The following is a 19,843-nucleotide window of genomic DNA, read 5'->3' on the forward strand; positions in this document are numbered from 1 at the left end:
AACCCGGGGCCGGCCCACCCAGCTGAAGGAGGCCGCATGGACGATCGAGCAGATCTTGGCAGGAAAGTGCCCCTGGAGGGGCCACTCCGTACCAAGATCTCACCGGGAGCGACCACAGGGGAGCGGTCGAGGGACTGTTCGGCGCACACGGCGCTCCGGCCCATGTGGTGCTGCCGGGCGTGCGGGCAGCCGTGGCCCTGCGCGCCGGCCCGCCTGGTGCTCAAGGCCGAGTACGCGGACGACCAGATCGGGCTCTCGCTCTACCTGTGCGGGCTGCTGCACGAGGCGGCGCGGGACCTCTACCGCCTGAATCCGGACGCGGGCCCGTCCCCCGCCGACCTGTTCCGGCGCTTCGTGGCGTGGGGCCCCTACCGCCGGCCGGTCGTGGACCCGTCGCAGCACTGACCGGCCCTCAGCACCAGGACCCGCCGGAGCGAAGGCGGCCGCCGGCAGGGGAATGCCGCCCGGGGGAAGCTCCTCAGCGCCAGCCGACGTCGATCCGGTCGCCGCGCTCGTCGAAGAAGTGCAGCGCGTCCATCCGCACCTGGACGGCGAGCTGGTGCCCCGCCGACACCTGCGGGTACGGGGCCAGCCGCACGGCCAGCTCCGCCGGGCGGCGGTGGTGCCGGCCCGGGTCGGGGAGCACGCTGGTCCGGCTCCCGCCGCCGCTCGGCGCGGCGGAGACGGGCGCGTCCGCCGGCCGCCCGGCGAGCCGCTGCATGACCTGGCCGAACCGGCGCAGGCCGCGCTGGCCGGGGGCGCTGTTCTCGGCCCGGCTGCCCATCTCGTCCACCACGATGGCCGTGGCGCCGATGTCGAGGAAGGCCAGCGACTCGTGGCCGTGGTGCTCGAGGTAGCGGATCCGGCCGTGCAGTACGTCGCCGGCGGTGTCGGGGGCGACCGGGGTGAGCGCCTCGGCCCGCATGCCCACCACGATCCGCTCCCCGTGGTAGTGGGCAACGGCCCGGCTGCGGATGTCGTCCCACGGCAGGTAGAGCGACTGCTCGCCGAGGTTCAGCGTGACGTACCGGTCGAGGTGGACGTAGACCGACGCCTCCAGCAGATTCATCCGCGGGCTGCCGAGGAACGCGGCGACGTAGAGGGTGGCGGGGCGCCCGTACACCTGGGTGGGTGTGCCGACGTCCTGGAGCACGCCCTTGCGCATGATGGCGACCCGGTCGGCCATGGTCAGGGCCTCGGCCTGGTCGTGCGTGACGTAGATGGTGGTGACGCCCAGCTCGCGGGTCAGCCCGGAGATCTCGGCGCGCAGCTCGGCGCGGAGGCCGCTGTCCAGGTTGGAGAGGGGCTCGTCCATGAGGAACAGGCCGGGCCGGCGCACTATGGCCCGGCCCATCGCCACCCGCTGCCGCTGGCCGCCGGAGAGCTGGCTGGGCTTGCGGGCGAGCACGTCGCCGATGCCCAGCGCGCTCGCCACGTCCTGGATCCGCTCGCCGCGCGGCCCGGGCTCGATGCCGGAGAGCCGGAGCGGGAAGCCGATGTTGTCGCCGACGGTCATGTGCGGGTAGAGCGCGAAGTCCTGGAAGACCATGGCGATCTTCCGGTCCCGGGGTGGCAGGTCGTTGGCCACCTCGCCCCCGAGCATCACCGCGCCCGAGCTGGGATCCTCCAGCCCGGCGACCATCCGCAACACGGTGGACTTGCCGCAGCCCGAGGGGCCGAGCAGCACCATGAACTCGCCGTCATTGACGTCCAGATTGATGGTGTCGACCGCGACTGTCCCATCCTGGAACACCTTGGTGACATCCTTGAGCGCGACGGTCGTCACCGTCTGCCTCCCCAGCTCTCGGCCGAACCCGGCAATGACTGTGACCAGGATCATGCCCTCCGCGCATCGGGTAAACGTGCCATGTTCGACTCGTGAAAGAACCATTAACGAGATTGGCGGTCTTCCATCAGTAAAGCGACCGCTCAGTAACTCGTTTTTCGGCCGGTTCGCCCAGAAAGACCCGGCGGACCACCCGCTCGGCGGCATGCCCGTCGTCCAGCGCGCAGAACCGGGCGCGGAACCGCTGCCGGGCCTCCTCGGCCGCCGGCCCGCGCACCGCGCCGCTGCGGAAGACGTCGAGCAGCCCGGGAAAATCGACGGCGACCGCGCCCGGCGGTTCGGCCAGCAGGTCGAAATAGACGCCCCGGGCCACCCGGTACGCGTCCCAGTCGGGGGCGTAGACCACGATCGGCTGGTCGAGCACCCCGTAGTCGAACATCGCCGAGGAATAGTCGGTGACCAGCACGTCCGCGGCGAGATAAAGGTCCTCGACCCGGTCGTACGCGCTCACGTCCAGCACCCCGTCGGCCGACGGCCCCCGCGGCCGGCGCACCCGGTCGTGGAAGTAGTGGCTGCGCATGAGCAGCCGCCCGGACGGGCCGAGCACCTCGCGCAGCCGGTCCGGGTCGAACGGCGGGCGCCAGCCCGGCAGGTGCTCCCGGTGGGTCGGCGCGTAGAGCACCACGTACTCGTCGGGGCCGATGCCCAGCCCCGCGCGGGCCTGGCGGCACTCCTCGGCGGTGGCCAGCGCCAGCCGGTCGTTGCGCGGATAGCCGACCTCCAGCGTGGTGTAGTCGGCCGGGTAGGCCCGTTCCCACATCTGCGTGGAGAAGCTGTTCGAGCTGACGCTGTAGTCCCAGCGGTCCACCCGGCGCAGCAGGTTCGCGAAGTTCATGCCCGCCGCGCCGACCGGATAGCGCTGCTGGTCCAGCCCCATCACCTTGACCGGGGTGCCGTGGTGGGTCTGGACGTGCACCGAGCCGGGCCGCTTGCGGACGAAGTCCGGGAAGTTGACGTTGTTGACCAGCCACCGGGCCCGGGCCAGCACCCGGTAGTAGTCCGGGGTGCCGGCCACCACGTACTCGACGCCCGGCGGCAGCCCGGCCACCCGGTCCCGCCGGACGATCCAGACGCCGCGCACCTGCGGGGCGAGCCGGCGGGCGGCCGCGTAGATGGCGGCCGGGTTGCAGGAGTAGCCCCGGTACCAGTACGAGGCGTAGACGGCGAGCGTCGGGTCGAGCGGGCGGAGCAGCTCGGCCCGGTAGTACTCGTGCAGCGCCGCGTCCCGGGCCCGGCGGGCGCTGCGCCGGGCGACCGGCAGCACCCGCCGCTTGACCCGCCGGGCCGAGCGGCGAGCCCGCTCCTCGGCCTGGCGGGCAGCCCGGAGCGCGCTGAACGTCCGCCACCGCCCGGCCGCCACGAGCCGGTGCTTCACCCCCTCCAGCCCGGACGGGACCGGGTAGCCCTCGGGCGGCAGGAAGCGGGCGTAGTCGGCGTGGATCTGCGCGAAGAACGGCGGCCGCAGCTCGGCGGCGATCCGCTCGCCGTTGCCGAGCACGGTCAGGTAGTGCCAGATCATCCGCTCGAAGACGGCCGGCCGCAGCCCGTTGACGACCGCCGGCCCCCACTGGTCCAGGAGCCGGAACACCCGGTGCCACTGGGCGAAGACCTCGAAGTGCCGGTCGCCCCGGGTCCGGGTGATCGCCCCGGTGCGGCGCTGCCGGTAGTTGAGGCAGACCCGGTCCAGCACGCCGATCCGCTCGGCGGCCATCAGCACCGGATAGCTGAACGACACGTCCTCGTACCAGCCGGGCGCGAAGCGCAGCCCCTGCTCGACCAGGAAGTCCCGGCGGACCAGCCGGTTCCACGCGGTGTGCAGCAGCCGCAGGGTCTCCGGCCGCTCCCGCAGCCGGAAGGTCGCCTCGCCGGGCGACTCGGGGAACACGTCCCGCATGGCGCTGCGCGTGCCGACGTTGTTCCAGTGCGCCCGCACGTGGTCGACGATCAGCACGTCCGGCCGGGTGGTGCGGAGCCGGTCGGCCACGTGCGGCAGGCAGCCGGGGACCAGCCAGTCGTCCCCGTCGACGAACCAGACGTAGTCACCGACGGCCCGGTCCAGCCCGATGTTGCGGGCCGGACCGAGCCCGACGTTCTCGGTGAGCCGGACCGGGTGGACGCGGGGGTCACGGGCCCCGTACTCGTCCAGGATCTCGCCGCTGTCGTCCGGGGAGGCGTCGTCGATCCCGATCACCTCGACGTCCTCGAACGGCTGGTCGAGGATCGAGTCGAGACACTCCCGGAGGTAGCCCTGCACCTTGAAGGCCGGTACGACGAAGCTGATCAGGGTCATCCCGGCCGGCCCTCCGTCAGCCCGGCGAGCGGTCACCCCCACGGGCGCGGGCCGGCAGGACCACCCAGGCGAGGACCACGCTCGCGACAAAAACCACGAGAAGGTACGCACCGAGTGTAGCTAGAGCGATGCTCGCAATTCCGGCGATTGACCCGATGGTCAGCAGCGCCGAACGCCCCTCCCACCCCAGCGAGGCGGGGTGCAGCGGCGGTGCGGCCTGCCGCTTCTCCAGCCGGGCGGTCAGGTCGTAGTGGTGCAGGGTCAGCACGAAGACGTACCCGAAGACGAGCCACGGCGGCACCCGCCCGGCCACCCCGACGGCGATGGCGAACAGGTACTCCCCGGCGCGCAGCACGGCCGGGACCAGCCAGTCCAGCGGTCCGTCGTGCGGGGTCCGCGCGCCCTGCGCCCCGCCCAGCAGGAGCACCAGCGCGAACGTCACCGCCCAGCCGGGCAGGTCGCGCCCGGCGTGGACCGCCAGCAACGCCCACAGCAGCAGGCCCGCCGCACCGAGCGCGCCGAGCGCCGCCGGCGCCAGTGGGCGCCGCACCACCGGCAGGATCCGGGTCAGCGGCCCGTCGTCGCGGTGCAGGCCGGTGTCGACCGTGGTCAGCACCGGCACCCGCATCCACCGCGCCCGCAGGGTGCGCAGCGCCCCCGTGTACGCGAACGCCAGCACGCCCCACACCAGCACCGCACAGAGCGCCACCAGCGGCCCGAACAGCGCGGCGGCCACCGCGATGAGCGCCCACCGCTCGCCGATCGGGAAGACCACCGTCCGCTTCAGCCAGTAGGAGACCGAGCCGGTGTCCGCCTGCACCTTGGTCGAGGCGGCGTTCAGCTTCCCGCCGATGCCGCCCGCGTCCCCGGTCGCCGCGCGCGGGCGGCGGGCCGCCTCGTCGTGCAGCACCCCGTACCAGGTGTCGGTCATGTGGCGCACGGTCTGCAGGGTCATGGCGGCGATCGCCAGGGCCCAGCCGTAGCGGAAGCCGGCGTGCGTGGCGCCGTAGCCGAGACCGGCGTAGACCAGGTATTCCTTGGCCCGGTCGGCCATCGTGTCGAGCCAGCCGCCCCAGGCGCTGAAGTGCCGGGTGTAGCGGGCCAGCTGGCCGTCCACGCAGTCGAGCACGAAGCCCAGGTAGAGCAGGATCCCGCCGGCCACCAGCGCGGGCCGCCCGCCGACACCGAAGAGCACGGCCGCGGCCACCGCGAAGGCCACCGAGATCATGGTGACCCCGCTCGGGCCCAGGCCGATCCGGGCGGCGGCCTTCGCCACGTACGGGGACCAGGTGCTGACGAAGAACGTGGTGAAGAAGTCGTCCCGTTCCTTCACCGACAGCCTCAGCTCGGCCTTGTCCTCGTCGACCGCGTCCACGGCCGCCTGCGCCGCGGCCAGCTCCGCCGGGTCGCCGACCCGGTGCGCCACGAGCAGGCGTACCCGGTGGGCGAAGACCAGCGTGCCGCAGCCGACGAGGCCGGCGACGACCCGGTCCAGGGCGGACCCCGGGCCGTCCGGGGCCGGCGCCGGGCCGGTCGCGGGCCCGCCCAGGGCGCGGGCGGCGGCGGCGAGGGCCGGCAGGTCCGCGGGGCCGACCCGCAGCGCGCCGCCGAACACGCCGGTGGCGCCCGCCGGGTCGTCCACGGCGACCAGCTGGCCGCGCTCCTCGCGGACCGTCACCTGCCCGGCGGCCGGCGGATCGGTGAGCACCAGGGCCACCGTCGGCCCCACCGGGCTGGTCGCCAGGTGCTTCAGCACGGCGGTGTGCGCCACCAGGTCCGCCCCGCTGACCAGCACCGGCCCCGTGGCGGCGGCCACCAGGTCGGCCAGCTCCGACAGGTCGCCGGCCACCCGCACCTCGTCGGCACCGGCCCGGCGCCACTGCCCGGCGAGCCGGTCGGCCAGGCGCTCCCCGGCGTCGGTGGTCAGGCCCGCCGCCGGCCCGGCGGCGAGCACGATCGCGAGCGTCACCGCTGCGTCGCGCCGGCGTACGCCTGCAGCGCCTCGTCGATCGTCCCGTCGACGGTCAGCCGCCCGGCGTCGAGGTAGAGCCCCCGACGACAGAACCGGGTGAGGTCCTTTTCGTTGTGTGACACCAGCACCAGCGTGCGCCCTTCCGCGAGAAGTCGCTCGATGGTCGCATAGCACTTCGCGCGGAACTCGGCGTCCCCGACCGCGGTGACCTCGTCCACCAGCAGCACGGGGTGCGGCAGGTGGGCGATCACCGCGAAACCCAGCCGCACCTTCATGCCCGACGAGTAGTGCCGGACCGAGGTGTCGATGGCGCGTTCCACCTGCTCACCGGCGAACGAGACGATCTCGTCGAAGTGCCGCCGCAGGTACGCCGACGACAGCCCGTGCAGCCCGCCCACCAGGTAGAGGTTCTCCCGGCCGGTCAGGTCGCCGGAGAAGCCCGCGGAGAGTTCGAGCAGCGGCGCCACCCGGCCGTGCACCCGGATCGCGCCCTCGTCGGGGATCAGCACGCCGGCGATCAGCCGCAGCAGCGTGCTCTTGCCGGTGCCGTTGCGCCCGACCACGCCGACCGTCTCGCCCGGCTCGATCCGGAACGACACGTCCCGCAGCGGCCAGAACCGGCCGGCGTCCGGGTCCCGGGAGCCCCGGTGGATGAGCAGTTCCCGCAGCCGGAGCTGCCGGCGGCGGTTGCGGACGAACCGGATGCCGAGCCCGTCCGCCTCGATGATCGCCGCCATTCACAGTTCCTTGAGCACGGCAGGTTCGAGGCGGCGGAACGCCCACCAGCCGACCGCGAACACCAGGAGGCTGCCCGCCACGGTGACGGTGAGCAGCCGGGCGTCGGGGAACTCGTCCGGATACCAGATGGCGTGGTGCAGCTGGAAGATCCCGACCAGCGGGTTCAGCTCGTACGCGATCTTCAGCCAGCCCGGCATGCCCGAGTCCCGGACCAGGTTCAGCGGGTAGATGATCGGGGTGGCGTAGAAGAGCAGCCGGATGATCAGCCGCATGGTGCGTTCGATGTCGCGCATCAGCACGTTGCCCGCCGACAGCAGCAGCGCGAGCCCCATCAGCAGGACGAACTGCACCGCCACGGCGAGCGGCAGGGCGAGCAGCGTCCAGCCGAGGTGGATCCGGCCGTGTACGACGTAGAGGACCGCGATGGCGGCCAGGATGGGCAGGCCGGCCAGGTACTCGGCGAACCGGCCGGTGACCCGGCCGATCGGGAAGACCTGCCGGGGCAGGTTCATCGTGGTGATCAGCCGCGCCTGCCCGGTCAGGGCGTTGGCCGCCTCGGTCAACGCGGAGCTGGCCCACATCCAGGCGAAGATCCCGGTGATCAGGAACAGCGGGTACGACCCGGCCGCGTCGCCCAGGTGCCGCCGGGTGGCGCCGGAGTAGAGGACGCCGAAGACGAACCAGTAGATGAGGCCCATGCCGAGGGGCTCGATGAGCGACCAGAGGTAGCCCAGCACGGACTGCTGGTATTTCACCGCGAGATCACGCCGGACCAGGATGCGCAGCGAGGTGCGGGCGGACCAGAGCGCGGCGACGCCGGACGTCACCGTCCCATCCTGGCCCGGGAGCGTCCCGGCCCGTCGTACGGACGCGCCGGGTCACCCCTTCGGGTTCAACACTCGATGACGTTGACCGCGAGGCCGCCCCGCGCCGTCTCCTTGTACTTGATCTTCATGTCGGCGCCGGTCTCCCGCATGGTCTTGATGACCTTGTCGAGCGACACGGCGTGCACCCCGTCGCCGCGCAGCGCCAGCCGGGCCGCGGTGATCGCCTTGATGCTGGCCACCGCGTTCCGCTCGATGCACGGGATCTGCACCAGCCCGCCGACCGGGTCGCAGGTGAGCCCGAGGTTGTGCTCCATGCCGATCTCGGCCGCGTTCTCCACCTGCTCGGGCGTGCCGCCCAGCGCCTCGGCCAGCCCGGCGGCCGCCATCGAGCAGGCCGAGCCGACCTCGCCCTGGCAGCCGACCTCGGCCCCGGAGATCGAGGCGTTCTCCTTGAACAGCACCCCGATGGCGCCGGCCGCCAGCAGGAAGCGGACCACACCCTCCTCGGAGGCGCCCGGCACGAACCGGGTGTAGTAGTGCAGCACGGCCGGGATGATCCCGGCGGCGCCGTTGGTCGGCGCGGTCACCACCCTGCCGCCGGCCGCGTTCTCCTCGTTGACCGCGAGCGCGAAGAGGGTGACCCAGTCCATGGCGTGCAGCGGGTCGGCGGCGTCGCCCTCCGCCTCCAGGCTGCGGCGCAGCTCGGCCGCCCGGCGGCGCACCTTCAGCCCGCCCGGCAGCACGCCGTCGCGGGCGCAGCCGCTCTCGACGCACTCCCGCATCACCCGCCAGATCTCCAGGAGCCCGGCCCGGACGTCCGCCTCGCTGCGCCAGGACAGCTCGTTGGCGAGCATCACCTCGCTGATCGACAGGCCGGTGGCGGTGGTCACCGACAGCAGCTCCGCGCCGGTGAGGAAGGGGTGGCGGACCCGGGTGCTGTCCGGCTTGATCCGGTCCGCGCCGGCCGCGGCCTCGTCGACCACGAACCCGCCGCCGACGGAGTAGTAGGTGCGGGACCGGACCTGCTCCCCGGCCGCGTCGAAGGCCGCGAAGGTCATGCCGTTCGGGTGGTACGGCAGGGATCGGCGGCGGTGCAGCACCAGGTCCCGGTCCGGGTCGAAGTCGATCTCCTGGCTGCCCATGAGGCTGAGCCGCCGCTGCGCGCGGATCCGCTCCACCCGCGGCCCGACCGAGTCGGTGTCGACGGTCTCCGGGACCTCCCCCTCCAGCCCGAGCAGCACGGCGCGGTCGCTGCCGTGCCCGTGGCCGGTGGCGCCCAGCGAGCCGAACAGCTCGGCCTGCACGCGCACGACGCCGGCGAGCTGGCCGTCGGCCTTGAGCCCGGCCACGAACGTCCGGGCGGCCCGCATCGGCCCCACGGTGTGCGAGCTGGACGGCCCGATGCCGACGCTGAAGAGGTCGAAAACACTGATCATGGCTGCACTTTCCTCGCCGTCGTCCCCGTCGTGCGGGTTCGGCCCGGTGTGTGCCGCCTCCCGGTACGGGAGGCGGCGGGCGGCACCCGGGGTGTGGGCGCCCGACCGGCGAGCCTACCCGCCCCCGCCACCTCCCGCCCGCGCCCCGGCATGCCCCCAGCCTGCGCCTCCGTCCGTCTCCCCGCCGTCACCGCCGCCTGCCGCCGGGGACCGGCGAAGCCGGCCGGGCCCGGCCGACCCGGACGAGGGTCGGGCGGGGGCCGCCGGGGTAAAGCACCTACGGGTTCCCGGGTCGCCGATCCTCCTCGGGACCGAGGGCGGGAGGCGCGTCCGTTCCTACCGTGGAATCAGCGCGGCGGATCGCCGCAGAAGTGGGAGTTCGACGATGAGTCGCAAACTGGTCCGGCCCCGCCAGGGGCGCGTGTTCGCCGGCGTCTGCGCCGGCCTGGCCCAGCGGTTCGGCATGTCGGCCGGCATGGTCCGGCTGCTGTTCCTGCTGTCGCTGCTGCTACCCGGCACGCAGGTGATCGTCTACCTGATCCTCTGGGTCCTCATGCCGAACGAGGACCGATACCTGGCCGCCGGCCGACACTGACCCGTGCCGCCCGCCCCGGGAGCACCCGGGGCGGGCGCGCCGGCGTCAGGGCGCCGTGTAGGTGACGGTCACCTTCTGGTAGCCGAGGGAGCGGAGCAGCCCCTCCAGCATCTTGCGGGTGTTCTCCTGGGCCCGGGCGGTGAGCCCGCTGTCGCGGGCCGCGGCGGTGATCCGGTCCTCGGCGAGCTGGTAGACCTGCTGCTGCCGGTTGGGATCGCCGCCGACCAGGTCGTTCAGCCGATTGATCAGACCACGCTGCTCGGCGAACACGTAGCTCTTGTCCATGTCCAGGTCGGTCTCGCCGAGCTGCGGCGCGGGCAGCTTGATCTCCACGGACTTGCCGTCGTCGGAGACCACGACCGCCCCGTCGGCGATCTTTCCGAAGTCGACGTAGGCCTCGATGCGCCCCGCCCCGACGAACAGCGTGCGCTCGTTGAGCAGGAAGTCCGGCACGTTGCGCCGGTCCTTCTGCACGTCGACGACCACCTGGAAGTTGCCCTCGGCCGCCACGTAGCGGCTCAGGTCACGGATCGACTTGAGCAGCGGCGGCTGGCTGCGGTCGGTCTGCTCCTTGGCGAACGGGTTGCGGAACTCCGGCAGCAGGCCGGTCGCCTGCACGCCGAGCAGCACCACCACGGCCAGGGCGGCCGCGCCGAGCACCCAGAGCAGGCCGCGCACCGGGCCGCCGGACGACGCCGGGGCACCGGGCCGGGGCTCGGACGAACCGTCGGACCGGGCCCGGAGGGACTCGCCGGTCGGGTATTCCGGGAACTCCCTGGTGGGCTCGTTGCTGTCACCGTCGCGGGCCATCGCCCCTCACCGTCCTCGTCAGACACATCGACTGAGAATGACGGTACGGCCACCGTGCGACAGTCGCTCGCCGAGCGACCCGATCGGGTGAATCCGCAGCTCAGGCGAACGCGGACAGCCCGGTCAGCCGCTGCCCGATGACCAGCTGGTGGATCTCCGAGGTGCCCTCGTAGGTCAGCACGCTCTCCAGGTTGTTGGCGTGCCGCATCACCGGGTACTCGCCGGAGACGCCGTTCGCGCCCAGGATGGTCCGGCACTCCCGGGCGATCGCCAGGGCCTCCCGCACGTTGTTCAGCTTGCCCACGCTGACCTGGTCGGGACGCAGCTTCCCGGCGTCGGCCAGCCGGCCCAGGTGCAGGGCCAGCAGCAGCCCCTTGTTCCACTCGACGGCCATGTCGGCGAGCTTGGCCTGGGTGAGCTGGAAGCCGGCCAGCGGCCGGCCGAACTGGGTCCGGGTGGTCGCGTAGGACAGCGCCGTCTCCAGGCAGTCCCGGGCCGCGCCGAGCGCGCCCCAGACGATGCCGTGCCGGGCCTCGGTGAGGCAGCTCAGCGGCGCCTTGAGGCCGATGGCCTCGGGCAGCCGGGCGTCCGCCGGCAGCCGCACGTCGTCGAGGGCGATCTCGCCGGTCAGCGACGCGCGCAGCGACATCTTGTGCCGGATCTCCCGCGCCGTCACGCCAGGCGTGTCCATGGGTACGGCGAAGCCGCGCACACCCTCGTCGGTGCGCGCCCAGATCACCCCGACGTCGGCGATCGGCGCGTTGGTGATCCACAGCTTGCTGCCGTTGAGGACCCAGTCGTCGCCGTCGCGGCGGGCGCGGGTGGCCATCGAGGCCGGGTCGGAGCCGTGGTCCGGCTCGGTCAGCCCGAAGCAGCCGATCGCCTCGCCGGCCGCCATGGCGGGCAGCCAGCGCTGCTTCTGCTCCTCGCTGCCGTAGCGCCAGATGGCGTACATGGCCAGCGAACCCTGGACCGACACCAGCGAGCGGAGGCCGGAGTCGCCCGCCTCCAGCTCCAGGCAGGCCAACCCGTAGGCGACGGCCGACGCGCCGGCGCAGCCGTAGCCGGTGAGGTGCATGCCGAGCAGGCCGAGCTTGCCGAACTCGCGGGCCAGCTCCCGGGCCGGGACGTGGCCGTCCTCGTACCAGCCGGCGACATGCGGGCGGACCCGGTCGTCGACGAGCTGGCGTACGACGGCGCGGATCTGCCGCTCCTCCTCGCCCAGCGAGGCGTCGATGTCCAGCAGGTCGAGAGGGGTCATGGCGTCACCTTAACGAAGACTCAGGGGCGCGTCACTCGGGCTGACCGCTGAGCACCAGCACCCGGGCGTGGATCTGGTTGCGCTGCTGGAGCGCCGCGCGCAGCGCCCGGTGCAGGCCGTCCTCCAGGTAGAGACCGCCGTTCCACTGCACCACGTGCGGGAAGAGGTCGCCGTAGAAGGTGGAGTCCTCGGCGAGGAGCTTGTCGAGCGCCAGCTCCCGCTTGGTCGTGATGAGCTGGTCCAGCCGCAGCGGGCGCGGCGGGATCTCGGCCCACTGCTTGAGCGTGAGGTTGTGCTCCGGGTAGGGACGCCCGTCCCGGACCGCCCTGAAGATCACGGCACGCTCCCCTCCCCCCGGCCGGGCTGATGATGTCGATGCCAGCCTAGCCGCACCCGCCACACCGCGTTTTACTCCCTCATGTCGGTTTCGCTACCGCCGATGCCCGGGCCGGACGCGCCGAACCACCCTCAATTCCAGCGGCCCCGCCGGACCACCTCGTCCACCGGCCGGCGGCCGCGCCGCAGCGACGGTGACCGGTGGTCGGGTGCCCGGTAACCCACCGTGACCGCGCCGATCGGGTGGTACTCCGCCGGCACGCCGAACGCCTCCCGGTACGCCCCGATCCGCTGCGGCGGGATGCCGAAGAAGCAGGCGCCCAACCCCTCGTCCACGGCGGTGAGCAGCATCAGCAGGGCGGCGAAACCGGTGTCCACATACCAGTAGGGCACCGGCCAGCGGTCCTCGGAACGGTCCGCCCAGCCCTTGTCCGGCTCGGCGTACCGGTCGAGGTACGCGGAGCGGTTGGCGTGCGGCACCACGATCAGCGGGGCCTTGCGCATCCCGGCCAGCCAGCGCTCCCGGCCGCCGCCACCCGGGGTGGCCGCTGCCCAGAACCGCTCCCGGTCCGGCGGCTCCTCCAGCACCAGGAAGCCCCAGCCCTGCGCGAACCCGGCCGACGGGGCCCGGACGGCGTGGTCGAGCAGCCGGTCCACCACGTCGGGCGGGACCGGGCGGTCCGGGTCGTAGTTGCGCACCATCCGGCGGCGCCGGACGACCTCGGCGAACTCCACGCTCAGGCCCCGGGCCGGATGCCCCAGGTGCCCCGCCAGGTCTGCCCGGGGGCCAGGGTGATCAGGTCCTTGCCGGAGCGGAACGCGTCGGCCGGGCAGGTCATCGGCTCGACCGCCACCGAGCGCCGGTGCCGCTCCCCGGTGAGGGTGTCCCCGGTGAAGACCTGCCACCAGCCGAACTCGCCGCCGGCCCAGATGTGCACCGCGGCCGAGCCGTCCGGGGCGGCCAGGGTCACCGACGAGCCGCCGTCGGCGTCCCGCGCCACGTCGCCGAAGGCCAGGTCGAGCACCGCGTCGCCGATGGCCCGGGGCTCGGTGTAGTCGTACTCGGAGCCGGCCACCTCGGTCGCGGCCACCGGCAGCAGCCGGTTGTCCAGCAGCACCCGGGTCCGTCCCGGCACCCGCAGGGTCAACTCGTCCACGCCGACCTTCGGCAGTTGCAGGTAGGGGTGCACGGAGAAGCCGAACGGGGCCGGCTCGCCGGAAAGGTTCGTCACCTCGTGGTCGGCCCGCAACCCGTCCGCACCGACGCTCCACCGGCTCCGCAGCCGCAGCGCCCACGGGTAGCCGGGGCTGGGCGGCAGCTCGTAGCCGATCGTCACGCTCTCCGGCGACTGCTCGACGAGCTGCCACCGCACCCAGTTGACCAGGCCGTGGATGGCGTTGTGCCGGGCCGGCTCGGTCAGGTCGAGCTGGAACGACCGGTCGCCGAAGGTGTAGACGCCGTCGCGGATCCGGTTCGGCCAGGGCGCCAGCACGTGGCCGGCCGACCCGGGGGCCAGCTCGTCCGCCTCGTACCCGTCGAGGTAGTCGATCCCGTCGTGGCGGTAGGTCCGCAGGCCGCCGCCGACCTCGACCACGACGGCCTCGTGGCCGCCGGCCGCGATGGTCCACTGTGCTCCGGACGGGGAGGGGCGCGCGTCGGTCTCCATGCCGGCGACCTTAGTCCGTCTCCCCCGCCCGCCGCCGGGCACGGGCGGCTTCGTCCCAGCGTGCGGCCGGTCGGCCCGGGGCGGCGGTCCGCCCCGGGCCCCGGTCAGGTCCACTCGCCGGCCCCGGCGGCGCGGTAGCGGAGCAGGGCCGGGAAGACCGCCACGAGCAGCACCGCGAGCACGGCCGACGCGAGACCGCCGCCCACCATGGCGATGGTCGTGCCGGACGCGGCGGCCATCGCGCCCGCCCGCAGGTCACCCAGGCGCGGGCCACCGGCGACCACCACCGTGTTGACGCCCTGGAGCCGGCCGCGCATCCGGTCCGGCGCGTAGATCAGCAGCATCGACTGGCGCAGGGTGGCGCTCACCAGGTCGGCGGCGCCGGCCAGGCCGAGCAGCGCCACCACCAGCCAGAGCTGGCGGGCCAGCCCGGCGGCGGCGATCGCCACGCCCCAGCCGACCACGGCCACCACCAGCACCACGCCCTGCCGGCGGACCCGGCCGATCCAGCCCGAGGTGAGGCCGCCCAGCATCGCGCCGATGGCGATCGCGCTGTAGAGCCAGCCGACCGCCGCCCCACCGCCGAAACGCTCGTGCGCCAGCTCGGGAAAGAGCGCCCGGGGCATGGCCAGGATCATGGCGATCAGGTCGATGGCGAAGGAGAGCAGCAGCACCGGCGTGGTGGCCAGGTAGCGGAGCCCGTCGACGATGCTGGCCAGCCCCGCCCTGCGCGGCGTCCCGTCGCCGTCCGGGTCCGGCTCGGGGGGCATGGCGGGCAGCCGCAGGGTGGCCCAGAGCGACACGGTGAACAGCAGCCCGTCGACCCCGTACGCGATCGGCAGCCCCACGTCGGTGCGCCAGGTGGCGAAGATCAGACCGGCGGCGAGCGGGCCGAAGACCGAGGTCGCCGTGAACGTGGTGAAGTTGAGCGTGCTGGCCGCCGGCACCAGCTCGGCCGGCACCAGGCGGGGCAGGATCGCGCTCCGGGTCGGCGACGTGACCGCGAACGCGATCGCCTGCACCGCGACCAGGGCCAGCAGCAGCACCGGGCTGCCCACCCGCAGCAGCGACTGGACCAGCAGCGCCAGCGTCGACGCCCAGAGCAGGGCGCCCCCACCCAGCAGCACCCGCCGCCGGTCCCGGGCGTCGGCGACCGCCCCGCCCCACAGCCCGAAGACCAGCAGCGGCAGGAAGCCGGCGATCCCGAGCAGGCCGACCCAGAACGAGCCGCCGGTCAGGTCGAACATCTCCACCGGCACCGCCACGGCGGTGAACTGGAAGCCGAACATCGCCACGGCGTTGCCGAGCCACACCCGGCGGTACGCGGGCACGCCCAACGGACGCAGGTCGATCGCCCAGCGGCGCGCTCCGCGCGGCCGGGCCTCCTGCACCCCCGTCACGGGGCCAGCCGCTCGGTGACCCAGGCGCCGTCCCCGGTGCGCCGGAACCGCAGCCGGTCGTGCAGCCGGCTCGCCCGGCCCTGCCAGAACTCCACCGTCTCCGGCCGCACCCGGAACCCGCCCCAGTGCGGCGGCGCGGGGATCTCGTCCACGCCGGCGAAGCGCTCGGCGGCCGCCCGGTACGCCGCGTCCAGCGCCGCCCGGTCCGGCACCACCCGCGACTGGGTGCTGGCCCAGGCGCCGAGCTGGGAGCCGCGCGGCCGGGCGGCGAAGTACGCCTCGGTCTCGGCCCGGTCGACCCGGCTCACCCGACCGGTGACCGTCACCTGCCGGTGCATCGGGAACCAGGGGAAGACCAGGCTGGCCCACGGGTTCGCGGTCGCCTCGCCGCCCTTGCGGGAGCCGTAGTTGGTGTAGAAGACGAACCCGTCCGGGTCGTACCCCTTGAGCAGCACGGTGCGGCCGCTCGGCCGCCCGTCGGCGTCGGCGGTCCCGACGACCATGGCGTTCGGTTCGGGCAGCGGATGCGCCACCGCGTCGGCGAACCAGCGGGCGAACTGGGTGTGCCAGTCCGGCGCGAGATCCGATTCGGAAAGGCCCAGGTCGGCGGCGTACTCGTTACGCATGCCGGCCGGGGCAGGTGTGTCGCCCGTCACTCTCGTCGTCCCTCTCCCGGGGATGCCGGCGTCCCCCGACGCTGGCCAGGCCCCAGCGTCCAGTCTTCTCCAGCCCGTGAGCTTGTCCACCGGCGGGGATGTCATGTGGCGCACACTCGCCGTGGGTCGCGGAGCCGGTTGCCGAGCAGGCAAGATGTTCCGAACACACCCCTGAGGGTCGCCCACGCCGCGGGCCCGTCAGCCCGCGCGGCCACCATCACCGCCGGAAGCCAGGAGACGACATGGCCGACTTCAAACCGGGCCTGGAGGGCGTCGTAGCCTTCGAGACCCAGATCGCCGAACCGGACCGCGAGGGTGGCGCGCTGCGCTACCGGGGCGTGGACATCGAGGATCTGATCGGTCAGGTCTCCTTCGGCAACGTCTGGGCGCTGCTGGTCGACGGGCGCTTCGGCCCGGGCCTGCCGCCGGCCGAGCCGTTCCCGGTGCCGGTGCACTCCGGCGACATCCGCGTCGACGTGCAGTCCGCGGTCGCCATGCTCGCCCCGTACTGGGGGCTCAACCAGCTCCTCGACATCTCCGACGAGCAGGCCCGCGAGGACCTGGCCCGGGTGTCGGTGACCGCCCTGTCCTTCGTCGCCCAGTCCGCCCGCGGCCTCGGCCTGCCGGCCGTGCCGCAGAAGGAGATCGACAAGGCGGAGACCATCGTCGAGCGGTTCATGAAGCGCTGGCGGGGTGAGCCCGACCCGCGGCACGTCAAGGCCGTCGACGCCTACTTCATCTCGGCCGCCGAGCACGGCCTGAACGCCTCCACCTTCACGGCCCGGATCGTCGCCTCCACCGGCGCCGACGCCGCCGCCTGCATCTCGTCGGGCATCGGCGCGCTCTCCGGCCCGCTGCACGGCGGCGCGCCGTCGCGGGTGCTCAGCATGCTGGAGGCCGTCGAGCGCAGCGGCGACGCCGAGGGCTACGTCAAGGGCGTCCTCGACCGGGGCGAGCGGCTCATGGGCTTCGGCCACCGGGTCTACCGGGCCGAGGACCCGCGCGCCCGCGTGCTCCGCCGCACCGCCAAGGAGCTGGGCGCGCCGCGCTTCGAGATCGCCGAGGCGCTGGAGAAGGCCGCCCTGGCCGAGCTCCAGGCCCGCCGCCCGGACCGGGTGCTCGCCACCAACGTCGAGTTCTGGTCGGCCGTGGTGCTGGACTTCGCCGAGGTGCCGGCGCACATGTTCACCTCGATGTTCACCTGTGCCCGGATGGGCGGTTGGTCCGCGCACATCCTGGAGCAGAAGACGCTCCAGCGGCTGGTCCGCCCGTCGGCCCGCTACGTCGGGCCGGGCAGCCGCAAGCCGCAGCAGGTCGAGGGCTGGGACGCCATCCCGCACGGCGTCTGATCCCGCCCCGCGTACCCCGCGGCAGGGCCCGGTCCGCGACGGACCGGGCCCTGCCGCGTGTGGCGCATCCCTCAGCCCCGGGAGTGGGACCAGCCGTCGGGACGGGCGGCGCGGGTGCGAGGATGAAGGCCGGCAGCGCCGCCGGACCGGGCTCGGACCCGACTCCGCCGCGCGCCCGCGCGTGGCCGCCGTCGCTCCGCGCCCGCTGAAGGGCCCGCCCTCGCCCACGCGGAAGGATCGAGAAGACCGTGGCTGACGCACCGACCATCCGGATTCCCGACGACATCAGGCCCGCCGACGGCCGCTTCGGCTGCGGCCCGTCCAAGGTCCGTCCCGCGGCGGTCTCCGCACTCGCCGACGTCGCCACCAGCTACCTGGGCACCTCCCACCGGCAGAAGACGGTCCGTGACCAGGTGGCCCGGCTGCGTCGTGGCATCGCCGAGTTCTTCTCCGTCCCGGAGGGCTACGAGGTGGTGCTCGGCAACGGCGGCACCACGGCCTTCTGGGAGGTCGCCGCCTTCGGCCTGGTCCGCGACCGGGCCCAGTTCGCCAGCTTCGGCGAGTTCGGCGCCAAGTTCGCCAAGTCGGTCAAGGACGCGCCGTTCCTGGGCGAGCCGACCGTGCGCAAGTCCGAGGCGGGCAGCGCGCCGACCCTGGTCGCCGAGGCGGGGGTGGACGTCTACGCGACGCCGCACAACGAGACCTCCACCGGCGTGGCGGTGCCGATCAGCCGGGTGCCGGGCGCCGACGAGGGCTCGCTGCTGCTGGTCGACGCCACCTCCGGCGCCGGGGGCCTGGAGGTCAACGTCGGCGAGACCGACGTCTACTACTTCGCCCCGCAGAAGTGCTTCGGCTCGGACGGCGGGCTGTGGCTGGCCCTCATGTCGCCCGCCGCGCTCGCCCGGGCCACCGAGATCAAGGAATCGGGCCGCTACATCCCGGCCTTCCTCGACCTGGTCACCGCGATCGACAACTCGCGGCTGGAGCAGACCTACAACACGCCCGCGCTGGCCACCATCTTCCTGGCCGCCGAGCAGACCGACTGGATGAACTCGCAGGGTGGGCTGGCCTGGGCGGCCAAGCGCACCGCCGAAAGCGCCGGCATCGTCTACGGCTGGGCCGAGCGCTCGTCGTTCGCCACCCCGTTCGTGACCGACCCGGCGCTGCGCTCCAACGTGGTCGCCACCGTCGACTTCGCCGACGGGGTGGACGCCTCGGCGATCGCCAAGGTGCTGCGCGCCAACGGCATCGTGGACACCGAGCCCTACCGGAAGCTCGGCCGCAACCAGCTCCGCGTCGCGCTCTTCCCGGCCGTCGAGCCGGCGGACGTGGAGGCGCTCACCGCGTCCATCGACTACGTGGTCGAGCGACTCTGATCGCCTGGTGACGGTGGGTGGTCGTCGGCGCTCCGGCGACCACCCACCGTGATCATCGCCGCAGCTCAGTCGCAACATGCCGGGGTGTCGCATCCCCCACCTTCGGGTAGATGAGCGTACGGTGGTTCGAGACGCCCGGGTGGCCGGCTCGTGGCGTGACGGCCAGCGAAGCGGGACGGAGGCAAGCCCATGCGCCCAGTACGCTTCGTCGCCCTCTCGGAGGACGGCCAGGCTCTGGTGCTCGCCGACGAGGTCGGGCGCCTGCTCGCCCTGCCCATCGACGAGCGCATCGCCTCGGCGCTGCACGCCGAGCCGGGCGCGGCCCCGCTGGCGGTCGTGCCGAGCGCCGCCGACCCGATCCCGTCGCTCTCCCCGCGGGACATCCAGGCCCGGATCCGCTCCGGCGAGTCCGCCGAGGACGTCGCCCGGATCGCCGGCGTCCCGGTCGACCGCGTCCTGCGCTACGCGGGCCCGGTGCTCCAGGAGCGGGCCATGCTCGCCCAGCACGCCCGGCGCACCCGACTCAAGGGCGCCGAGAAGCCGACCCCGCTGGCCGAGGTGGTCAACGGCCGGCTGGCCCAGCACGGGATCGACACCGAGAAGATCTCCTGGGACGCCTACCGCCGCGACGACGGCACCTGGCGGATCATCGCCACCTGGCCGTCCGGCAAGGCCACCGCGCAGGCGGTCTGGGATCTCGACAAGACCCGGCAGAACGTCATGCCGCACGACGACATGGCGCAGTACCTGTGCGCCGAGCGGCCCACGCCGATCCTCGGCCAGGAGCCGGCGCCCGAGCGCGGCGGCCACGCGCTGCCCGGCCCGTCGCGCGGCGAGCCGAGCCGGGGCGGGCACGGCCTGCCGTCGCCCTCCGAGCACGCCCGTCCGGGGCGGGACCCGATCCGCGCCGGCCGGGACGCGCTGCTCGCCTCGCTGGACCGGCCGCTCGGCGGCACGTCCGGTCGCGGTCTGGACACCCGTTCCCCGGCCGCGCTGGCCGGATCCGACGCCCCCCGCCAGCGGGCGGTCACCGGGGGCGCGGCCGCGCTGCTCGGCGGTGGCCAGGGCTCCGCGTTCGACGACGACTCGGACGCGCCGAAGGAGATCCCCGCCGTTCCGTCGCTGGCGGTGCTGCGGCCCCGCCGCACCGGTCCCGCGGCGGCGACCGGCGGCACCGGCAGCGAGTCCACCGAGGCCGGTGGCAAGCCGCGCAAGCGCCTGCCGAGCTGGGACGACGTCCTCTTCGGCACCGGCCCGGCGGCCCGCGAATCCTCCTGACCGACG

18 protein-coding genes are annotated in these 19,843 nt (G+C 73.7%); 5 read left to right on the forward strand and 13 right to left on the reverse strand.

Going from position 1 to position 19,843, the window contains the following annotated elements:
* The first annotated feature begins 96 nt into the window (after positions 1 to 96).
* The gene (locus NFX44_RS09980) at positions 97 to 405 is read left to right on the forward strand and encodes a hypothetical protein (protein WP_262283558.1); all 309 of its coding nucleotides are present in this window, start codon (positions 97 to 99) and stop codon (positions 403 to 405) included.
* Between the two features lie 73 nt (positions 406 to 478).
* On the opposite strand, the gene NFX44_RS09985 is transcribed toward NFX44_RS09980, so the two are convergent.
* From NFX44_RS09985 to NFX44_RS10010, 6 genes are all read right to left on the reverse strand, one after another.
* Positions 479 to 1,786 (reverse strand): ABC transporter ATP-binding protein, encoded by a 1,308-nt coding sequence (locus tag NFX44_RS09985; RefSeq protein ID WP_262283221.1) that lies wholly within the window; start codon positions 1,784 to 1,786, stop codon positions 479 to 481.
* Between the two features lie 127 nt (positions 1,787 to 1,913).
* Positions 1,914 to 4,136, reverse strand: a complete 2,223-nt coding sequence (locus NFX44_RS09990) for a bifunctional glycosyltransferase family 2 protein/CDP-glycerol:glycerophosphate glycerophosphotransferase (RefSeq protein WP_262283222.1) — start codon at positions 4,134 to 4,136, stop codon at positions 1,914 to 1,916.
* A gap of 16 nt (positions 4,137 to 4,152) precedes the next feature.
* Positions 4,153 to 6,063, reverse strand: a complete 1,911-nt coding sequence (locus NFX44_RS09995) for a CDP-alcohol phosphatidyltransferase family protein (protein WP_262283559.1) — start codon at positions 6,061 to 6,063, stop codon at positions 4,153 to 4,155.
* 38 nt (positions 6,064 to 6,101) lie between these two features.
* Positions 6,102 to 6,845, reverse strand: coding sequence for an ABC transporter ATP-binding protein (locus NFX44_RS10000; protein ID WP_262283223.1), 744 nt, complete (start codon positions 6,843 to 6,845; stop codon positions 6,102 to 6,104).
* Complete coding sequence (locus NFX44_RS10005) at positions 6,846 to 7,673, reverse strand: ABC transporter permease (protein WP_262283224.1); 828 nt, start codon at positions 7,671 to 7,673, stop codon at positions 6,846 to 6,848.
* A gap of 65 nt (positions 7,674 to 7,738) precedes the next feature.
* A complete protein-coding gene (locus tag NFX44_RS10010; RefSeq protein ID WP_262283225.1) occupies positions 7,739 to 9,109 on the reverse strand; it encodes an L-serine ammonia-lyase in 1,371 nt (456 codons plus the stop codon).
* Between the two features lie 385 nt (positions 9,110 to 9,494).
* Between NFX44_RS10010 and NFX44_RS10015 the strand changes: the two genes are divergently transcribed.
* Positions 9,495 to 9,704, forward strand: coding sequence for a PspC domain-containing protein (locus NFX44_RS10015; RefSeq protein ID WP_262283226.1), 210 nt, complete (start codon positions 9,495 to 9,497; stop codon positions 9,702 to 9,704).
* 45 nt (positions 9,705 to 9,749) lie between these two features.
* On the opposite strand, the gene NFX44_RS10020 is transcribed toward NFX44_RS10015, so the two are convergent.
* From NFX44_RS10020 to pdxH, 7 genes are all read right to left on the reverse strand, one after another.
* Positions 9,750 to 10,514, reverse strand: coding sequence for a DUF4230 domain-containing protein (locus tag NFX44_RS10020; RefSeq protein WP_262283227.1), 765 nt, complete (start codon positions 10,512 to 10,514; stop codon positions 9,750 to 9,752).
* A gap of 100 nt (positions 10,515 to 10,614) precedes the next feature.
* On the reverse strand, positions 10,615 to 11,775 hold the full coding sequence (locus tag NFX44_RS10025) for an acyl-CoA dehydrogenase family protein (protein ID WP_262283228.1): 1,161 nt from the start codon (positions 11,773 to 11,775) through the stop codon (positions 10,615 to 10,617).
* Between the two features lie 31 nt (positions 11,776 to 11,806).
* The gene (locus NFX44_RS10030; protein WP_073839113.1) at positions 11,807 to 12,112 is read right to left on the reverse strand and encodes a type II toxin-antitoxin system VapB family antitoxin; all 306 of its coding nucleotides are present in this window, start codon (positions 12,110 to 12,112) and stop codon (positions 11,807 to 11,809) included.
* A 131-nt stretch (positions 12,113 to 12,243) separates the two neighbouring features.
* Positions 12,244 to 12,846: a nitroreductase family protein gene (locus NFX44_RS10035; protein ID WP_262283229.1), complete on the reverse strand. Its 603-nt coding sequence runs from the start codon at positions 12,844 to 12,846 to the stop codon at positions 12,244 to 12,246.
* Between the two features lie 2 nt (positions 12,847 to 12,848).
* On the reverse strand, positions 12,849 to 13,778 hold the full coding sequence (locus tag NFX44_RS10040; protein WP_262283230.1) for an aldose 1-epimerase family protein: 930 nt from the start codon (positions 13,776 to 13,778) through the stop codon (positions 12,849 to 12,851).
* A gap of 104 nt (positions 13,779 to 13,882) precedes the next feature.
* Positions 13,883 to 15,178 (reverse strand): MFS transporter, encoded by a 1,296-nt coding sequence (locus tag NFX44_RS10045; RefSeq protein WP_262283231.1) that lies wholly within the window; start codon positions 15,176 to 15,178, stop codon positions 13,883 to 13,885.
* A complete protein-coding gene (gene pdxH, locus NFX44_RS10050; protein WP_262283232.1) occupies positions 15,175 to 15,804 on the reverse strand; it encodes a pyridoxamine 5'-phosphate oxidase in 630 nt (209 codons plus the stop codon). The genes NFX44_RS10045 and pdxH overlap by 4 nt, the downstream gene beginning before the upstream one ends.
* A 272-nt stretch (positions 15,805 to 16,076) precedes the next feature.
* Between pdxH and NFX44_RS10055 the strand changes: the two genes are divergently transcribed.
* The 3 genes from NFX44_RS10055 to sepH all read left to right on the forward strand — a co-directional run bounded on the left by NFX44_RS10055 (position 16,077) and on the right by sepH (position 19,837).
* Positions 16,077 to 17,183 carry a citrate synthase 2 gene (locus NFX44_RS10055; protein ID WP_262283233.1) on the forward strand — a complete coding sequence of 369 codons (1,107 nt, stop codon included), beginning with the start codon at positions 16,077 to 16,079 and terminating at the stop codon, positions 17,181 to 17,183.
* Between the two features lie 248 nt (positions 17,184 to 17,431).
* Positions 17,432 to 18,559 carry a phosphoserine transaminase gene (serC, locus tag NFX44_RS10060; RefSeq protein WP_262283234.1) on the forward strand — a complete coding sequence of 376 codons (1,128 nt, stop codon included), beginning with the start codon at positions 17,432 to 17,434 and terminating at the stop codon, positions 18,557 to 18,559.
* A gap of 189 nt (positions 18,560 to 18,748) precedes the next feature.
* Positions 18,749 to 19,837 carry a septation protein SepH gene (gene sepH / locus NFX44_RS10065; protein WP_262283235.1) on the forward strand — a complete coding sequence of 363 codons (1,089 nt, stop codon included), beginning with the start codon at positions 18,749 to 18,751 and terminating at the stop codon, positions 19,835 to 19,837.
* The last annotated feature ends 6 nt before the right edge of the window (positions 19,838 to 19,843 follow it).

Source organism: Micromonospora sp. MA102 (assembly GCF_025460765.1).
Lineage (GTDB): Bacteria > Actinomycetota > Actinomycetes > Mycobacteriales > Micromonosporaceae > Micromonospora > Micromonospora halotolerans.

Excerpts from the sequence above, each read along its gene's own strand:
- NFX44_RS09990 (WP_262283222.1), bottom strand. The coding sequence starts at position 4,136 with ATGACCCTGATCAGCTTCGTCGTACCGGCCTTCAAGGTGCAGGGCTAC.
- NFX44_RS10000 (WP_262283223.1), bottom strand. The coding sequence starts at position 6,845 with ATGGCGGCGATCATCGAGGCGGACGGGCTCGGCATCCGGTTCGTCCGC.
- NFX44_RS10010 (WP_262283225.1), bottom strand. The coding sequence starts at position 9,109 with ATGATCAGTGTTTTCGACCTCTTCAGCGTCGGCATCGGGCCGTCCAGC.
- NFX44_RS10015 (WP_262283226.1), top strand. The coding sequence starts at position 9,495 with ATGAGTCGCAAACTGGTCCGGCCCCGCCAGGGGCGCGTGTTCGCCGGC.
- NFX44_RS10020 (WP_262283227.1), bottom strand. The coding sequence starts at position 10,514 with ATGGCCCGCGACGGTGACAGCAACGAGCCCACCAGGGAGTTCCCGGAA.
- NFX44_RS10025 (WP_262283228.1), bottom strand. The coding sequence starts at position 11,775 with ATGACCCCTCTCGACCTGCTGGACATCGACGCCTCGCTGGGCGAGGAG.
- NFX44_RS10040 (WP_262283230.1), bottom strand. The coding sequence starts at position 13,778 with ATGGAGACCGACGCGCGCCCCTCCCCGTCCGGAGCACAGTGGACCATC.
- pdxH (WP_262283232.1), bottom strand. The coding sequence starts at position 15,804 with ATGCGTAACGAGTACGCCGCCGACCTGGGCCTTTCCGAATCGGATCTC.
- NFX44_RS10055 (WP_262283233.1), top strand. The coding sequence starts at position 16,077 with ATGGCCGACTTCAAACCGGGCCTGGAGGGCGTCGTAGCCTTCGAGACC.
- sepH (WP_262283235.1), top strand. The coding sequence starts at position 18,749 with ATGCGCCCAGTACGCTTCGTCGCCCTCTCGGAGGACGGCCAGGCTCTG.